This is a genomic window from Streptomyces albus subsp. albus (assembly GCF_000719865.1).
Lineage (GTDB): Bacteria > Actinomycetota > Actinomycetes > Streptomycetales > Streptomycetaceae > Streptomyces > Streptomyces albus_E.
Genome location: NZ_JOID01000029.1, coordinates 1 through 14,475, shown reverse-complemented (window position 1 = coordinate 14,475; position 14,475 = coordinate 1). Strand labels below are relative to the sequence as shown.

At 73.0% G+C, this 14,475-nt stretch carries 14 protein-coding genes and 1 pseudogene; 9 read left to right on the top strand and 6 right to left on the bottom strand.

What is annotated here, in order from left to right; translation table 11 throughout:
• Nucleotides 1-154 precede the first annotated feature (154 nt).
• Nucleotides 155-1,306 carry a helix-turn-helix domain-containing protein gene (locus IF83_RS0124790; RefSeq protein WP_030547772.1) on the bottom strand — a complete coding sequence of 384 codons (1,152 nt, stop codon included), beginning with the start codon at nt 1,304-1,306 and terminating at the stop codon, nt 155-157.
• 221 nt (nt 1,307-1,527) lie between these two features.
• Here IF83_RS0124790 and IF83_RS0124785 point away from each other — a divergent pair, with 221 nt between their 5' ends.
• The 4 genes from IF83_RS0124785 (at nt 1,528) to IF83_RS30645 (ending at nt 5,694) form a co-directional block, all read left to right on the top strand.
• A complete protein-coding gene (locus tag IF83_RS0124785) occupies nt 1,528-2,931 on the top strand; it encodes a flavin-containing monooxygenase (protein ID WP_030547770.1) in 1,404 nt (467 codons plus the stop codon).
• On the top strand, nt 2,928-3,860 hold the full coding sequence (locus IF83_RS0124780; RefSeq protein WP_078843834.1) for an SDR family NAD(P)-dependent oxidoreductase: 933 nt from the start codon (nt 2,928-2,930) through the stop codon (nt 3,858-3,860). Before IF83_RS0124785 ends, IF83_RS0124780 begins: the two co-directional genes overlap by 4 nt.
• Complete coding sequence (locus tag IF83_RS0124775; protein ID WP_244177196.1) at nt 3,857-5,263, top strand: MFS transporter; 1,407 nt, start codon at nt 3,857-3,859, stop codon at nt 5,261-5,263. The genes IF83_RS0124780 and IF83_RS0124775 overlap by 4 nt, the downstream gene beginning before the upstream one ends.
• Nucleotides 5,264-5,490: 227 nt before the next feature.
• Nucleotides 5,491-5,694 (top strand): hypothetical protein, encoded by a 204-nt coding sequence (locus IF83_RS30645; RefSeq protein WP_037681221.1) that lies wholly within the window; start codon nt 5,491-5,493, stop codon nt 5,692-5,694.
• Nucleotides 5,695-5,775: 81 nt separating this feature from the next.
• Here the strand turns inward: IF83_RS30645 and IF83_RS0124765 are convergent, their stop codons facing one another.
• Nucleotides 5,776-7,689 (bottom strand): propionyl-CoA synthetase, encoded by a 1,914-nt coding sequence (locus IF83_RS0124765; RefSeq protein ID WP_051723328.1) that lies wholly within the window; start codon nt 7,687-7,689, stop codon nt 5,776-5,778.
• 427 nt (nt 7,690-8,116) lie between these two features.
• On the opposite strand from IF83_RS0124765, the gene IF83_RS0124760 reads away from it, so the two are divergent.
• The 3 genes from IF83_RS0124760 to IF83_RS0124750 all read left to right on the top strand — a co-directional run bounded on the left by IF83_RS0124760 (nt 8,117) and on the right by IF83_RS0124750 (nt 10,518).
• Complete coding sequence (locus IF83_RS0124760; protein ID WP_158711104.1) at nt 8,117-8,323, top strand: hypothetical protein; 207 nt, start codon at nt 8,117-8,119, stop codon at nt 8,321-8,323.
• A 315-nt stretch (nt 8,324-8,638) separates the two neighbouring features.
• Nucleotides 8,639-9,205, top strand: a complete 567-nt coding sequence (locus IF83_RS0124755) for a snapalysin family zinc-dependent metalloprotease (RefSeq protein ID WP_030547760.1) — start codon at nt 8,639-8,641, stop codon at nt 9,203-9,205.
• Between the two features lie 296 nt (nt 9,206-9,501).
• Nucleotides 9,502-10,518: a glycoside hydrolase family 5 protein gene (locus IF83_RS0124750; RefSeq protein ID WP_037681219.1), complete on the top strand. Its 1,017-nt coding sequence runs from the start codon at nt 9,502-9,504 to the stop codon at nt 10,516-10,518.
• 50 nt (nt 10,519-10,568) lie between these two features.
• Here IF83_RS0124750 and IF83_RS32550 read toward each other — a convergent pair.
• A pseudogene (locus IF83_RS32550) lies at nt 10,569-10,976 on the bottom strand (hypothetical protein); the annotation flags it as partial.
• Between the two features lie 341 nt (nt 10,977-11,317).
• Between IF83_RS32550 and IF83_RS0124740 the strand changes: the two are divergent.
• Nucleotides 11,318-11,725: a VOC family protein gene (locus IF83_RS0124740; protein WP_030547755.1), complete on the top strand. Its 408-nt coding sequence runs from the start codon at nt 11,318-11,320 to the stop codon at nt 11,723-11,725.
• Between the two features lie 93 nt (nt 11,726-11,818).
• Here IF83_RS0124740 and IF83_RS0124735 read toward each other — a convergent pair whose 3' ends face one another.
• Nucleotides 11,819-12,181: a hypothetical protein gene (locus IF83_RS0124735; protein WP_030547753.1), complete on the bottom strand. Its 363-nt coding sequence runs from the start codon at nt 12,179-12,181 to the stop codon at nt 11,819-11,821.
• Nucleotides 12,182-12,546: 365 nt separating this feature from the next.
• Complete coding sequence (locus IF83_RS0124720; RefSeq protein WP_030547751.1) at nt 12,547-12,981, bottom strand: Rrf2 family transcriptional regulator; 435 nt, start codon at nt 12,979-12,981, stop codon at nt 12,547-12,549.
• A 127-nt stretch (nt 12,982-13,108) separates the two neighbouring features.
• Here IF83_RS0124720 and IF83_RS0124715 point away from each other — a divergent pair, with 127 nt between their 5' ends.
• Nucleotides 13,109-13,858: an SDR family NAD(P)-dependent oxidoreductase gene (locus IF83_RS0124715; protein WP_030547749.1), complete on the top strand. Its 750-nt coding sequence runs from the start codon at nt 13,109-13,111 to the stop codon at nt 13,856-13,858.
• Nucleotides 13,859-14,007: 149 nt separating this feature from the next.
• On the opposite strand, the gene IF83_RS35365 is transcribed toward IF83_RS0124715, so the two are convergent.
• Entirely contained in the window at nt 14,008-14,139 is a 132-nt protein-coding gene (locus IF83_RS35365; protein ID WP_279617229.1) for a hypothetical protein, read from the bottom strand.
• Between the last annotated feature and the right edge of the window lie 336 nt (nt 14,140-14,475).

The following is a 14,475-nucleotide window of genomic DNA, read 5'->3' as shown; positions in this document are numbered from 1 at the left end:
CCGCGCACCGCGCACGGCAAACCGCGAAAAAGGTTATCTCACCTTTTGACGCCCATCGGCACCGCGGAGCCGGCCGGAAAATCCCGGCGGGACGGGAAGACCGGGGCCGCCGCCCACCGTCCGCCGCGCCGCCCCCGGTGGCGCCCGGTGCCGGTCAGGACCCTGCCGCGAGCCAGGCCCGGCACAGCCACCAGGCGTCGACGGCCCCGAAGGTGCCGGCCGGGTCGATCCCGGTGACGGCCGAGAAGCGCTGGATCCGGTTGCGCACCGTATTGGGGTGGACGAACAGCCGCTCGGCCGCCGCCGGCACGTCCCGGTCGGCCTCCAGCCAGGCGCGGACGGCGAGGGCGACCGGCCCGGCGTTCGCGCCCAGCCCGGTCAGCGCCGCCCCGTGGCGGTCGAGCAGCACCGCCGCCAGATCCGCCCGGTCCACCATCGCGGCCAGCGCCGCCACCTCCGCGACGTGCACCACCCCGGACCGTCCCGCCGACTCGGCGGCCGTGAGAGCGTCCACCGCGAGACGCCGTACGAGGGCCAGCCCCTCCGGGTCGCCGGGCCCGGCGAGCCCGGCCACCGCCCCCGCCCGGACCACGGCGCGGGCGGTACGCGGCGGGGGCCGCCGGGCGTGCACGGCGACCAGCAGACCGTCCACCAGCGCGGACAGCGCCGGAGCGCCCGGGTCGCGGGGCGCGCGGTCCGGCGCGGGCGCGGCCGCGGCGTCCTCCGGCCGGGCGACCAGCACCCACAGCCCGCCGGCGCCCGGCAGCCCCGCCTCGGCGGCCGCCAGCGCGGCCGCCGAACCGCCGGCGAACAGCCGCCGCAGCAGCGCCGCGTCGCGCTCACCGCTCAGCGGCTCCCGGTCGGCCCCGGTGGCGCGGTGGGCCGTGATCAGCCGGACCCGTACGGCCTCGGCCCAGTCGTCGTACAACTCCCGTGCGTCCAGCAGCCGTTCGGGTGCCACCCCGGCCCCGCCGGCCAGCTCCCGGGCCCGCGACCAGATCGCCCGCTCGGCCACGTGCACGGCCGCCAGGACGGCCTCGATGGACACCCCCTGGCGGGCGCGCGTCACCGCCAGCTCCTCCACGAACGACAGCTCCGCCTCCGTCGGCCCCCGGCGGGCCGCCAGCGCCCGGGTGGCCGCGGCCAGCAGCGCGCGGGTGTGCCCGGCGATGTCGGCGGCGGGCAGGGCCGCGATCTCCTGCACCATCGTGCGGACGGTGGCCACCACGGAGGGCAGCAGGTCGTCCTCGCCGACGACCCGCTCGATGAGATCGACCACCGGGGGCCAGTCGTCGCGCGCGTGCATCCCGTCATCCTGCCCGTCCTTGTGACCGGGAACAATCCAGGGGCCGAATCGGGTGACGCAGGCCATGTCCCGGCCCGGAGGGCGCGCCTACGGTTGGGTCCCACCACAAGCCGAACCGCGGCCCGCGGCCCCGCCCCCTCCGCTTCCGCCGGCCCTCCGCCGCCCGCGCGCGGTGACCGGCGCCGCCCCGTCGCCCCGTACCGTCCTCAGGAGCCGCCAGCATGCCCCCTCCCCGCCGTGCCGCCGTGATCGGCGCCGGAGCGGCAGGTCTCGCCGCCACCAAGGCCCTCCTCGACGCCGGCATCGACACCGTCACCTATGAGAAGGGCGACCGGCCCGGAGGGCTGTGGGCCCGCGGCAACAGCAGCGGACTTTCGCCCGCCTACGCCTCGCTCCACCTCAACACCAGCAAGGGACGCACCCAGTTCGCGGACTTCCCGATGCCGGCGGAGTGGCCCGACTACCCGTCGGCCGACCTCATGGCCGGATACCTCGCCGACTACGCGGAGACCTTCGGCCTCACCCCGCACATCCGCTACGGCACCACGGTCACCTCCGTCGAAGCGGTTGAAGCCGTAGAAGCCGTCGAACGCGGGGACGGGGCGGAGCGCGGCGCCCCCCACACCTGGCGTGTCACCACCGACGCCGGCGACACCGCCCGCTACGACACCGTCGTGGTCGCCAACGGCCACAACTGGGACCCGCGGCTCCCCGACCCCGGCTACCCCGGCACCTTCTCCGGAACGCAGACCCACGCGCACGACTACCGCACCGCCGAAGCCTTCCGGGACCGCCGGGTGCTCGTCGTCGGCATGGGCAACTCCGCCATGGACATCGCCGTCGACGCCTCGTACACCGCCCGCGGCCCGGTCCTGCTCTCGGCCCGCCGCGGGGTGCACATCGTGCCCAAATACCTGTTCGGCCGCCCGGCCGACGCGACCGGCGGCGCCCTGGCCGTCCTGCCCTGGCGGACCCGCCAGCGGATCGCCGAGGCGCTGCTCAAGCTGGCCGTGGGCCCTCCGCAGCGCTACGGGCTCCCCGCCCCCGCCGGCGGCCTCTTCCAGAACCACCCCACCATCAGCGACACCATCCTGCACCGCCTCACCCACGGCGAGGTGGCCGCGCGCCCCGGCATCGACCGCTTCGAGGGGGACCGGGTCGTCTTCACCGACGGCCGCTCCGACCCGGTGGACGTCATCGTCTGGGCCACCGGCTACCGCGTCACCATCCCCTTCCTCTCCCCCCGCTGGACGGGCGCGGACCCCGAGCAACTGCCCCTCTACAAGAGGGTGTTCCATCTGGACGACCCCGGTCTGGCCTTCGTCGGGCTGATGCAGTCCACCGGCGCCGCGCTCCCCGTCGTCGAGGCGCAGGCCAAGCTGGTGGCCGCCCGCCTCTCCGGCGCCTACGCGCTGCCCCCGGCGGCGGAGCAGCGGCGCTCCACCGACCGTGACCTGCGGGACGCCACCGCGCGCTGGGGGAGCGACCGGCGGCCGCGGATGCGGATCGACTTCGACCGCTACATCGCCGGCCTGGCCCGGGAGACGCGGGCCGGGCGCGCCCGCGCACGGCGCGGCGCGGGCCGCCCGGCCGCCCCGGCCACCCGTGAGGAGAGCACCGTATGAGCACCGCACCCCGTACCGGCAGCACCGGCACCGCCGGCGGTACCGCCCGCCCCGCCGCCGTCCGCACCGCTCCCGGGGCCGCCCTCGCCGCCCTGCTCGGCGGCGGCCGCCGCGACGCGCGCGGCCTGCGCGTCCTCGTCACGGGCGCCTCCGGCACCTTCGGCCGGGCGCTCTCCGCCCGGCTCACTGAGCTCGGCGCGCACGTCGTCGGCCTGGACCTGGCCCCCGGCCCGGACGACCCGGTCGAGGTCCTGGCCTGCGACATCACCGACGACGCCGCCGTGCCGGGCGCGGTGGCCGAAGCGCTCGCCCGGCTCGGCGGCCTGGACCTCCTGATCAACAACGCCGGGACCGGCGGGCCCGCCCCCGCCGAACTCCCGCCCGGGGCCGAGGTCCGCCGCCAGTTCGACATCAACCTGCTCGGCACCTGGCGCGTGACCGCCGCCTGCGTGGACGCCCTCGTGGCGTCCCGGGGCCGGGTCGTCATGGTCTCCTCGCGGATGGCCGTGCTGCAGCTGCCCCTGGCGGCCGCGTACGGGGCGTCCAAGCGCGCGCTGGTGGCCTACGCCGACGCGCTCCGTCTGGAGATCGGCACTCATGTCGGCGTGAGCTGCGTCTACCCCTCGGCGGTGCGCAGCCCCATCCACGACTCGACCGCGGCGGCAGGGCTGTCCCTGGAGGGGATGAGCAGCTACGAGCCGCTGGAGGGGGTGGTGGACACGGTGCTCCGGGCCGGACTCGGCCGCCGGGTCCGCCGCGACCTGGCCACCACGCGGCGCGGGGCCGCGGAGATCTTCCTGGCCCGCCATCTGCCGTGGCTGACCGACCGGATCGTCGCCCGCACCCTGGCCGGCCGCGTCCGGTCCGGGGCCTTCGAGGGCGCGGAGGCGGCCGCCGGGGTCGTCCGGCGCCACGGGGACCGGCCGTGACCGCCGCCCCGGACCCGCTGACGCGGGAGACGGCCGGGACGGCCGATGCGGCCGGGCAGAACGGGCAGACCGAGCAGGCAGGGCCTTCGCGGCGGCCGCGGGCCGGCGACCTCATGACGTACGCCACCGGCTCGGTCGGCATGGGCGTGTGGGTCACCGTGCCCGGGCTGCTCCTGCTGTACTTCCTCACCCACACGCTGGGCGTCTCGCCGTTCCTCGCCGGACTGACGCTCCTCGTACCGAAAATCGTCGACGCGCTGGTCCACCCGCTGCTGGGCACGCTCTCCGACCGGCAGGCCCGCCGGACCGGGCACCGGCGGGGCATGCTCCGCTGGGGACTGCTGCTGGCGCTCGCCCTGGCCGCCATGTTCACCGTGCCCGCGGGCCTCTCCGGGCCGGGGGCCGCGCTGTGGGTCGGCGGCTGGTACATCGCCGGCAACCTGCTCTTCGCCTGCTTCCAGGTGCCGTATCTGACGACACCCTCGGATCTGCGCATCGGCTATCACGAGCGCACCCGCGTCTTCATGTTCCGGATGCTCTTGCTGACCCTGGGGCTGCTCGCCTCCGGGGTGGCGGCACCGGCCCTGGTCGCCTCGGGGGCCCGCGGGGACTACTCGCGGATGGCGGTGGTGCTGGCGGTCGGGATGGCCGTGTCCGGGGTGATCGGCCTCGCCGGCGTCCGGCGGCTCACCGGCCGCTGCGGCTTCCGCCCGCCCGGCGCGCACGGTCACTCCGTCCTCGCGGACCTGCGGCTCGCCGGGCGGGACCGCGACTTCCGGGCGCTCGTGCTCTCGTACTTCTTCACCGGCACCACCACGCACCTCTTCCTCGCCGCGCTCCCCTTCTACACCCGGTACGTCTTCGGGGACAGCGGCCTCACCACCGTCTTCATGGGCGGATTCCTCGCCCCGGCCGTGATCGCCGGCCCCGGCTGGCTGTGGCTGTCGCGGCGGACCGGAAAGCAGCGCGGACTGCTGCTGGCGCAGGGCATGTTCATCGCCGGCTCGCTGGCACTGCTGCTGGGCGGGACGGCCGGGGTGGCCTTCACGGTCGTGGTGGTGGTGGCCCTCGGCACCGCCTTCGCCGGGCTGCAGCTGCTGGCCTTCTCGATGGTGCCGGACGCGGTGGCCGCCGCGGAGAGGCGGGGCACGGCCCGCGCCGGCGCGTACACCGGCGTCTGGACGGCCACCGAGGCGACGGGGACGGCCGTCGGGCCGTATGTGTACTCCGCGGCCCTCGCCGTCGGCGGCTTCGTCGCCACCACGGAGGGGCACACCGTGGCGCAGCCGGACTCCGCGCTCACGGCACTGCTCCTGGGATTCACCGTCCTTCCCGCCGCGCTGATGGCGGTCGCCGTCGTCTTCCAGCGCCGCTGCGGCCTGGACGGGGCCGCGGAGCGGTGACCGGGCGGCGACCGGGGTCGCCGTCCGTGCCGGCCCGCACGCGGACCGCCCGGACGGGCGCGCCCCGGGCCGCGGTGGTTCCCGGCCGGAACCGGCGTTCGGCTGCGCTCCGGGCGGGCGGGGTTCCACGATGGTGGGGACGCCCGCTGTCCCCCCGGACCACGGGGGCAGACGGGAACGGGAACCGCAAGGAGAACGCCGACCCGTCATCCGGAGGAATCAGGCCGATGCCGCATCTCCCCGAGCACGTCATGGACCGGATCCGAGCCCTGGAGCGGCAGGTCCACCGGCTCACCGAGTACGTCAGCAGCGAGCCCGGAACGACCCCCGCGGCCGGCGCCGCCCCCGAACCGCCGGAGCGGGGGGCGGCGCCGGAAGCCGCGGGAGCGGAGCCGGAGAACCCCCGGGACCCGCGGGCGGACGGTACCTGACTCCGGCCGAGCCGGGCTCACACCGCCTGCAGGACGTCACACCGCCGGAACGGGACCCCACGCGGCCCGGACCCCGGCCGCTCAGGAACCGTCGCGCAGCACGGGGCGCAGCGTCTGGATCACCGCCGGGTCCTCGATGGTGGACGGCAGCGCGGGGTCGCCGCCGTCGGCGATGTCCCGCATGGTGCGGCGCAGGATCTTCCCCGAACGGGTCTTCGGCAGCGCCGCGACGACATCGATCCGGCGCAGCGCGGCGACCGGCCCGATCTGCTCGCGCACGGCGGCCACGAGCTCCGCCGCGATCTCCCCGGCGGGCCGGTCGACGCCCGCCTTGAGCACCACCAGCCCGCGCGGCACCTGGCCCTTGAGCTCGTCCCGCACCCCGATCACGGCGCACTCGGCGACGTCCGGGTGCCCGGCGAGCACCTCTTCCATCGCGCCGCTGGAGAGGCGGTGCCCGGCGACGTTCAGCACGTCGTCGACCCGGCCCATGATGTAGACGTAGCCGTCCTCGTCCTTGCGGCCGCCGTCCCCCGAGAGGTAGTAGCCCTCGTAGGTGGAGAGGTAGGAGTCGATGTAGCGCTGGTCGTCGCCCCAGAGCGTGGGCAGGGTGCCGGGCGGGAGCGGCAGCTTGAGGGCCACGGCTCCGTCGGTGCCGTCCGGCACCTCCCGGCCGTCCTCGCCGAGGATGCGGACGTCGTAGCCGGGGACCGGCAGGGTGGGGGAGCCCGGCTTGGTCGGGTGCGGTTCCAGACCCATGGGGTCGGCGACGATCGGCCAGCCCGTCTCCGTCTGCCACCAGTTGTCGACGACCGGCACACCGAGCAGGTCGCCGGCCCAGTGGTACGTCTGCGGGTCGAGCCGCTCGCCGGCGAGGAAGAGGACGCGCAGCGACCCGGTGTCGTACCGGGCGAACAGCTTGCCCTGCGGGTCCTCCTTCTTGACCACGCGGATCGCCGTGGGCGCGGTGAAGAGGGTCTTCACGCCGTGGTCGGCGACGACACGCCAGAAGGCGCCGGCGTCCGGGGTGCCCACGGGCTTGCCCTCGTAGAGGACGGTGGTGCAGCCGGCCAGCAGCGGGCCGTAGACGATGTACGAGTGGCCGACGACCCAGCCGACGTCGGAGGCGGCCCAGTAGACCTCGCCCGGGTGGGTGTCGAAGATGTACCGCATGGACCAGCGCAGGGCCACCGCGTGCCCCCCGTTGTCCCGGACCACGCCCTTGGGGCGGCCCGTGGTCCCGGAGGTGTAGAGGATGTAGAGCGGGTCGGTGGCGGCGACCGGGGTGCAGCCCACGGGCTCGGCGCCGGCCACGGCCTCGGCCCAGTCCGCGTCCCGCCCCTCGGTGAGCTCGGCGGTGTACTGCGGCCGCTGGAAGACCAGGCAGCGCTCCGGGCGGTGCGCGGCCTGGTCGAGGGCGGAGTCGAGGAGCGGCTTGTAGGGGACGGTGCGGGACGGCTCGATCCCGCAGGAGGCGGTCAGGACCACCTTCGGCCGGGCGTCGTCGATCCGGACCGCCAGCTCGTGCGCGGCGAAACCGCCGAAGACCACCGAGTGGACCGCGCCGATCCGGGCGCAGGCCAGCATCGCGACCGCCGCCTGCGGGATCATCGGCATGTAGACGACGACGCGGTCGCCCTTGGCCACGCCCCAGGAGGACAGCAGACCGGCCAGCCGGGCCACCTCGTCGCGCAGTTCCCGGTAGGTGAGCTTCGTGACGGCGCCGGTGACGGGGCTGTCGTGAATGATCGCGAGCCGGTCCCCGTGACCGGCCTCCACATGGCGGTCCACGGCGTTGTGGCAGGTGTTGAGCTCCCCGTCCGGGAACCAGCGGTACAGCGGCGCGCGGGAGCCGTCGAGCGCCGTCGAGGGCGGTACCGTCCAGTCGATCTCCCGGGCGGCGTCCAGCCAGAAGCCCTCGGGGTCCTCGATGCTCCGACGGTGGGCGGCCGCGTAGGCGCCCGGCCGGGAAGCGTCCGAAGAGGTCACTGCCATACCACTGTCCTTTCTCACGGGGACCGCGCGAGCGACGGTTCCCCTCGCGTCCGGCGCGGCAGCGGCCGCCGTGCCGGAGACGGGCTCGGGTGTGGGGGAGAAGGAGACGTAGGGAGACGGGGGGGAGACGCGGGGACGGGCGTCGCCGTGTCGCGCGCCGCCCGAGCAGGCCCGCCGGCCTGCGGCGCGGTGCGTCCGGTCCGGTTGATCGGACAAGGTAGCACCCCCCTGTGCGGGAGGAACCTCCGAGGCACCGGGCTGCGCCGGCCCCCTCCGGGTGGACCCGGGGAAGGGGTTCCGGGGGACGCCGGACGGGGCTCCGCACGGGACCGGAGGGCGTGGCCGTACGGCGCGCCGGGCGGGTCCCCGGCCGCTTCGGAACCGGATCGTCCGGCTGCGGCGGCGGAGGGCTGGGTAGGTTCCGGTCATGAGTGAAGCCGTGGACGCAGACGAACTCCTCCGCCGGATCAGGGTCGCCCGGGACTGGGCGGTGGAGCAGGAAGCCGGAGCCAGGGAGCAAGCGGGCGGAGGGGGCGACGGCGACGCCCTGGCCGCGAGCATCAACTATGCCGCCTTCTCGGCGGTCCGCGAGGTCCTGGACGTGATCATCAGCCCGGCCGGCCACCGGCGGTAGCACCGGCCCCTCGCCGCTGCGGGACGCGGGTGCGGCGGAGCGGGAGGCGTGCCGTCCCCGCAGGCACGGGCGTCCGGTGCGGCCGAATCGTTCCCGGGGCCGTTCGCTTTCCGCCGTCCGCCGCGCGGATCCCGCGGGCCTGCGGCCGGGGGGCGTGTGTGCCCGGGGCGCGTGCCGGGGGAAGCCGCTCGCCGGGCCGATCGCCGGGGCCGGGCCGGGGCGGGCCGAATGACGGATTGGGCCCTGCCTCCGGTGGGCAGGGAGCGAGGGTGTGTCATGCACACGCTTGTCATTCCCCCCACAAGGAGGACGCCCATGCACGTCCGCACCCGCACACGCGGCTTCGCCGCCACTCTCACCCTGGCTTTCGCCCTGGCCGGCGGCCAGGCTTCCGCCGCCCCCTCCACGGACTCCGCGGAGAGCACCGCGGCCGCCCGCGTGGTCACCTACGACGCGAGCGCGTCGGCCGAGTTCAAGACCGCGGTCGACCGGGGTGCGGCGATCTGGAACGAGAGCGTCGACGGTGTCGAACTGCGTCCGGTCGCCACCGGTCAGCGCGCCAACATCCGGATCCTGGCCGACGACGGCTGGCCCCGTGCCCAGACCACGTCCCTGGGCAACGGGACCGTCTACATGGGCCGGCAGGCCGTCGACCAGGGCTATGACACGGTGCGGATCTCCTCGCACGAACTCGGCCACATCCTGGGCCTGCCGGACCGCAAGCCGGGTCCCTGTTCGAGCCTGATGTCCGGCTCCAGCGCCGGGACCGCCTGCACGAACCCCTACCCGAACGCGGCGGAGAAGGCGGAAGTCGAGGGCAACTTCGGCGGTGTGCTCGCGCGGCCGGCGGAGGACCCCTTCGCGGCGCTGATCACGGACTGACCCCCGCGGCGCGGGAGCGGGAGGGCGCCGGGCCCTCCCGCTCCCACCGGAGGGCCGGTTCCGCCGGCTCGGCGGATACGGGGGAGGCCGGCGCGGTGGCCGGGCTCCCCGGGCGGGGCGGCCGTCTGCCCGTCCGTGCGGTGGCCGCGGGGGACGGCCCGGCCCGGGGCGGTCGCCTCCGGCGGCGCCGCGGTGCGGCGTCGGTCCCGTGCCGAAAAGACGGCCCGGCGTGTGCCGTGTGGCCCGTGACGTACATGGAGTTCTCGGAGAGGACAGTGATGGTCTTACGTGGGTCTATGTGTTTCCGGCGGTCCCTGGCCCGCTTCTGGGCCGCCGGTCTGCTGGCGGTGAGTGCCGGGGTGGCGGTGCCCGGCACGGCTTCGGCCGGCGCGGGCGCGCTCACGCCGGTCCAGGCGCACGGGCGGCTGGAGGTGTGCGGTACCGCGCTGTGCGGGCAGGACGGGAAGCCGGTTCAGCTGCGCGGGATGAGTTCCCACGGTACTCAGTGGTTCGAACACTGTCTGACCGGGGCTTCCCTGGACGTCCTGGCCCGCGACTGGGGCGCGGACGTCCTGCGGGTCTCCACCTACGTCCAGGAGGACGGATACGAGACGGACCCGGAACGTTTCACCGATCTGGCAAGCCGCGTCATCGACCAGGCGACGGAACGCGGGATGTACGTGATCGTGGACTGGCACATGCTGGACCCGGGGGATCCCCACGTCAACAAGGAGTTGGCCACCCGCTTCTTCACCGAGATCACCGAGCGCCACGGCCACCAGGACAACGTGCTCTACGAGATCGCCAACGAACCGAACGGCGTGAGCTGGCAAACCATCAGGAGTTATGCCCAGGACGTCATTCCCGTGGTGCGGGCTGGGGATCCCGACGCCGTCGTACTGGTGGGCACCCGCGCCTGGTCCTCGCTGGGCGTCTCGGAGGGGGCGGAGGAATCGGAGATCCTGGCGGACCCGGTGAACGCGGGGAACATCATGTACACCTTCCACTTCTACGCCGCCTCGCACGGGGAGGAGTACCTGCGGACCCTGGCCCGGGCTGCCGATGAACTTCCCGTGTTCGTGACGGAGTTCGGCACCCAGGACTACAGCGGTGACGGTCCGGACGATTTCGCGATGGCGCAGCGCTATCTCGATGTGATGGCGGAGAAGAACATCAGCTGGACCAACTGGAACTACTCCGACGACGTTCGCAGCGGCGCGGTCTTCGAGCCGGGGACGTGTTCCGGTGGGGCGTGGGCCGACCCCGGAGCGTTGAAGGAGGCCGGGGTGTGGATACGGGACCGTATCGCCTGAGCGGGCCCAGTTGTCCGGTCCTTGATCCCGTGGCGCAGTCGGCTCGCCGCGTGCGGTGGTGCAGTCGGCAGCGGAGTCCGGAACCAGCGGACGGGGCCGTCGGTGAGCCATGAGCCGTCACCCAGGGGCTCCATCTCGTCAGCGTGGGCCGCCTCAACGGCCATGTCCCCGCTGATCGTGCCCGTGCGTACGTCGATCAGGTGGAAACGGAACCACTCCTCCCCGTCCTCGGACTCGCTGCCGAGGGCGACCACAGCCGTCTCCGGGGTCAGATAGCCGCCCATCCATTCCACGAAGGTGTCCTCCGGGTCGTACCCGAAGGCCTCAACGGGAAGAGTGAAGAGAACGTCGCCAGTGGGATGGCGGTGGAAGGCGACATCCGCCTGCCCGTGGTCGACGGTCATGAACTGCTTCCCGCCCGGCGCCAGGTCGATCAGGCAGCGGTCCGACCACGGGTACGGCCAGGTCGAGGCGAGCGTTGTCGACCGACCCCGGGACCCGCTCTCCCTGCTTCGATCGGGTACGGGCGGCGGCACTGCCGCCCTTGACCCGGTTAAGGGAGAGATGGAGTATTGCCCGACTTGTGGGTCGGGCCGGGTGAGGTAGCCGAACGGGCCTTCACCTCGATTGCCCCGGCCGCGGTGGTGATCTTCCGGGGCTGGTGGTAGCCGTTGCGGACCATGAGCCGTCGGCCGTGCTCGTCGTGCTGCTCTGCCGACTCGCCTGTGTTCCTCATGCTTCTGAGCTGCGAAGACTGCTGGGTGCTGCAGCTCATTTGATCTTGTGGCAGGATCGCGGGATGCTACGACTAACCGACTTCATCATCGATTGCCCGGACACGATGAAGCTGGCAGCCTTCTACTCCGAGGTAACGGGGTTACCGGTCAAGGAGGGCAGTAACGAGAACTGGGCCGGTATCCGGTTCGGCGAGATCGAACTGGCCTTCATTCAGGTGGAGGACTACCGCGCCCCGCAGTGGCCCGACAGCGAGCACCCCAAGCAGTTCCACCTCGACTTCGAAGTCGACGACATCGAGGCCGAACAGCGCCGCGTCCTGGCCCTCGGCGCGACCCTGCAGCGGGACTGCGTCGACCCCGACGGCTACGGCTTCCGCGTCTACACCGACCCCATTGGCCACCCCTTCTGCCTCTGCCGCAACAAGGGTGTCGTGTGGACCGACCAGGGCCTCATCTGGCCCGAGAGCTAGTCCGGGTGGCCGGCGGCTGAGGTTCCCGGACGCACGTGGCCCCGGCCGGCAGAGGGCGAGGTCGGCCGGGTCCCAACGCGTCACGTGCTGTGCTCACCGCTCCTGCTCGCACATTCCTTCCTCCAGCTCCCGGATGTCCCGGTCGCCGGAGGCCACGCAGATCCAGCGGGTCGGCTCCTCGGTGTACTCCCAGCTCCCGGGGTCGGCGAGCAGCTTGTCCAGTGCCTGCCCGGTGACCTCCTCGCCGGCGCGGTGCGCCGGCCACTCCGCGGACCGGAACACCTTGATGAACCCGAGCCGGTTCCAGCAGGCGATGAGACGGGCGAAGCGCGGAATGTGTTTCGCCCACTCCGGCTCGTCCTCACTGCCGGACCAGTCCGGGAGCAGACTCCAGAGATCCGAGCACTCACGGCCATTGACGTAGAGGCAGTACTCGTCGTCGTGCCAGTCCTTCACGGGTCCCACCTCCCCGGCCTGCTTGGCGTCGGTACTCCCGGCTCAACTCAGCCACTCGACCACCCAACGGCCCTCCTCGAAGAAGGCCTCCGGAGAGGCGAAATCCTCCACCCACTCGTCACCACCGGCGACTTTCACATCCGCGTCCGCAGCAGTCAGGACCAGATAGCTCGGAGGGTCGTCCGGGAGCCTCGGACGAACACGTAGCGTCCGCGTTCGTCCCCCGAGGTGATCCGTTCCGGCGTCTCCACCTTGATCATTCTTATGCTCCTGAGCTGCGGGCGACGCGAGGGCTGTCGGTCTGACCCCGTAACGCCCTTCGGCATCGATGGGGATCTTGGTGATGTCAGGGCGCAACGGGGAGGCTAGCGCGGTGCCGCGAGGACGTCCCGGAGTACGTTCTCGAGCGTGACGCGGGCCAACTCGTGCCTCAGGGTCTCCTCGATGCCCTCGTAGATGCCCTGCATCACCGGCTGGATGCCGTGACCCACCACGCATTCCTGGTCCGGGGGGGTGCGGTGCATCGCGAACAGCGGGCCGGGTTCCACTGCCTCGTACACGTCGAGCAGGGTCATCGACTCCAACTCGCGCGCCAGCGACCAGCCCGCGCCCACGCCCCGCCGGGACTCCACGAGCCCGGCCCTGCGCAGCTCGCCGAGCAGTCGCCTGATCACCACGGGATTGGTGTTCGCGCTGGTCGCGATCTGCTCGGAGGTGGCGACCTCATGGCCCTGGCGCTGGTAGAGACCGATCCAGGCGAGCGCGTGGGCGGCAATGGTCAACCTGCTGTTGGCACTCATGAACCCCTCCTCCCGGCCGCAACGCTTCATGTTACGACAGCGCAGTCGTAACAAGGACGGTTGCAACGGGTTGTCGTAACAATTAAAGTTGCGACTGCTGGGAAGGTCAATCAACGAGGTGAGAAGAATGAGCAAGCCACTCATGGGCAAGGTCGCCCTGGTCACCGGGGGATCGCGCGGCCTGGGAGCCGCGACCGTACGACTGCTGGCCGAGCAGGGCGCCGACGTCGCCTTCACCTACGTCAACTCCGAGAAGCAGGCGCGAGCCGTCGTCGACGAGGTGCACGGCAAGGGAGTCAAGGCCGTCGCCTTCCAGTCCGACCAGGCGGACACGAGCCGGGCGCCGGCGCTGATCGACGACGTGGTGGCACACTTCGGCGGCCTGGACATCCTCGTCAACAACGCGGCGATCTCCGTGGCCGGCACGGTGGACGACCCGGACGCCGACACCGCCGCCCTGGACCGGATGCACGCCACCAACTACCTCGGCGTGATCGCCGTCATCCGGGCCGCCTCCCGAGTGCTGCGCACGGGCGGCCGCATCATCACGGTGAGTTCCGGGCTGGGCTCCCGGGTCGGCACCCCCGGCCTTGCCGACTACTCGGCGACCAAGTCCGGGATCGAGAGGTACACCATGGGCGTCGCACGGGACCTCGGGCCCCGGAACATCACGGCCAACGTCGTGGAGGCCGGCCTGATGGAGGGCGGGATGGAACCGCCGGACCCCGAGACCCTCGAAGTTCTGGTCAGCTCGCTGTCCCTGCAACGCATGGGGCACCCCGACGAGATCGCCGCGGCGATCGCCTTCCTGGCGAGCCCCGCCGCGTCGTACATCACGGGCGCGGTGCTGGACGCCCACGGCGGCTACAACGCCTGAACCCGAACCCCTGCGCGCCCCGAAGGACATCGAGCCTCCGGGGCGCGCACCTCGACGGCCTCGCGCATGGCTTCCCAGCAAGCACTGACCGGACCGGAAGCGGGGTTTGTACGAGCCGCTCTTCGGAAGGCGTACCCGCCGTACCAGTCCTAGCCCGGCCGCGCGGGCCGGGACCAGCGGTGCCCGACGCGGTCGTTGTCCCAGTCCTCGTCGAAGGCGGCGTCGCTCAGGAGGTCGTCCCGGTCGCCGGGTGCCGCGGCCTCCACCCGCGCCCAGTCCACGATCGCACCGCAATTCCCGAGCCCATCAGACAAGTTGAGAAACGAGCAGGGGGGAGGGGCCGCCGCATCCGACGGTTGCCCGAGGCAGCGCAGCCCCGTCGCGGGATGCCCTCAACCCGCGAAGAGCGCCACGTCGCAGCTCAGCGCACCCTCAACGCTGCCACGCCGATCGCACCGCATCCCAAGGAGAGGGTCGGCAGGGGCGCTGGAGGCGCCAAGACATCGCAGCAGAGGAGAGTTCAGCCGGTTCTTGCGAGGAACCCCGGGCGTTCACGACTCCGTTGGGGAATACGCAAACCGGCTGATCAGGTCATGCCACAAGGGCAAGGCGTGCGA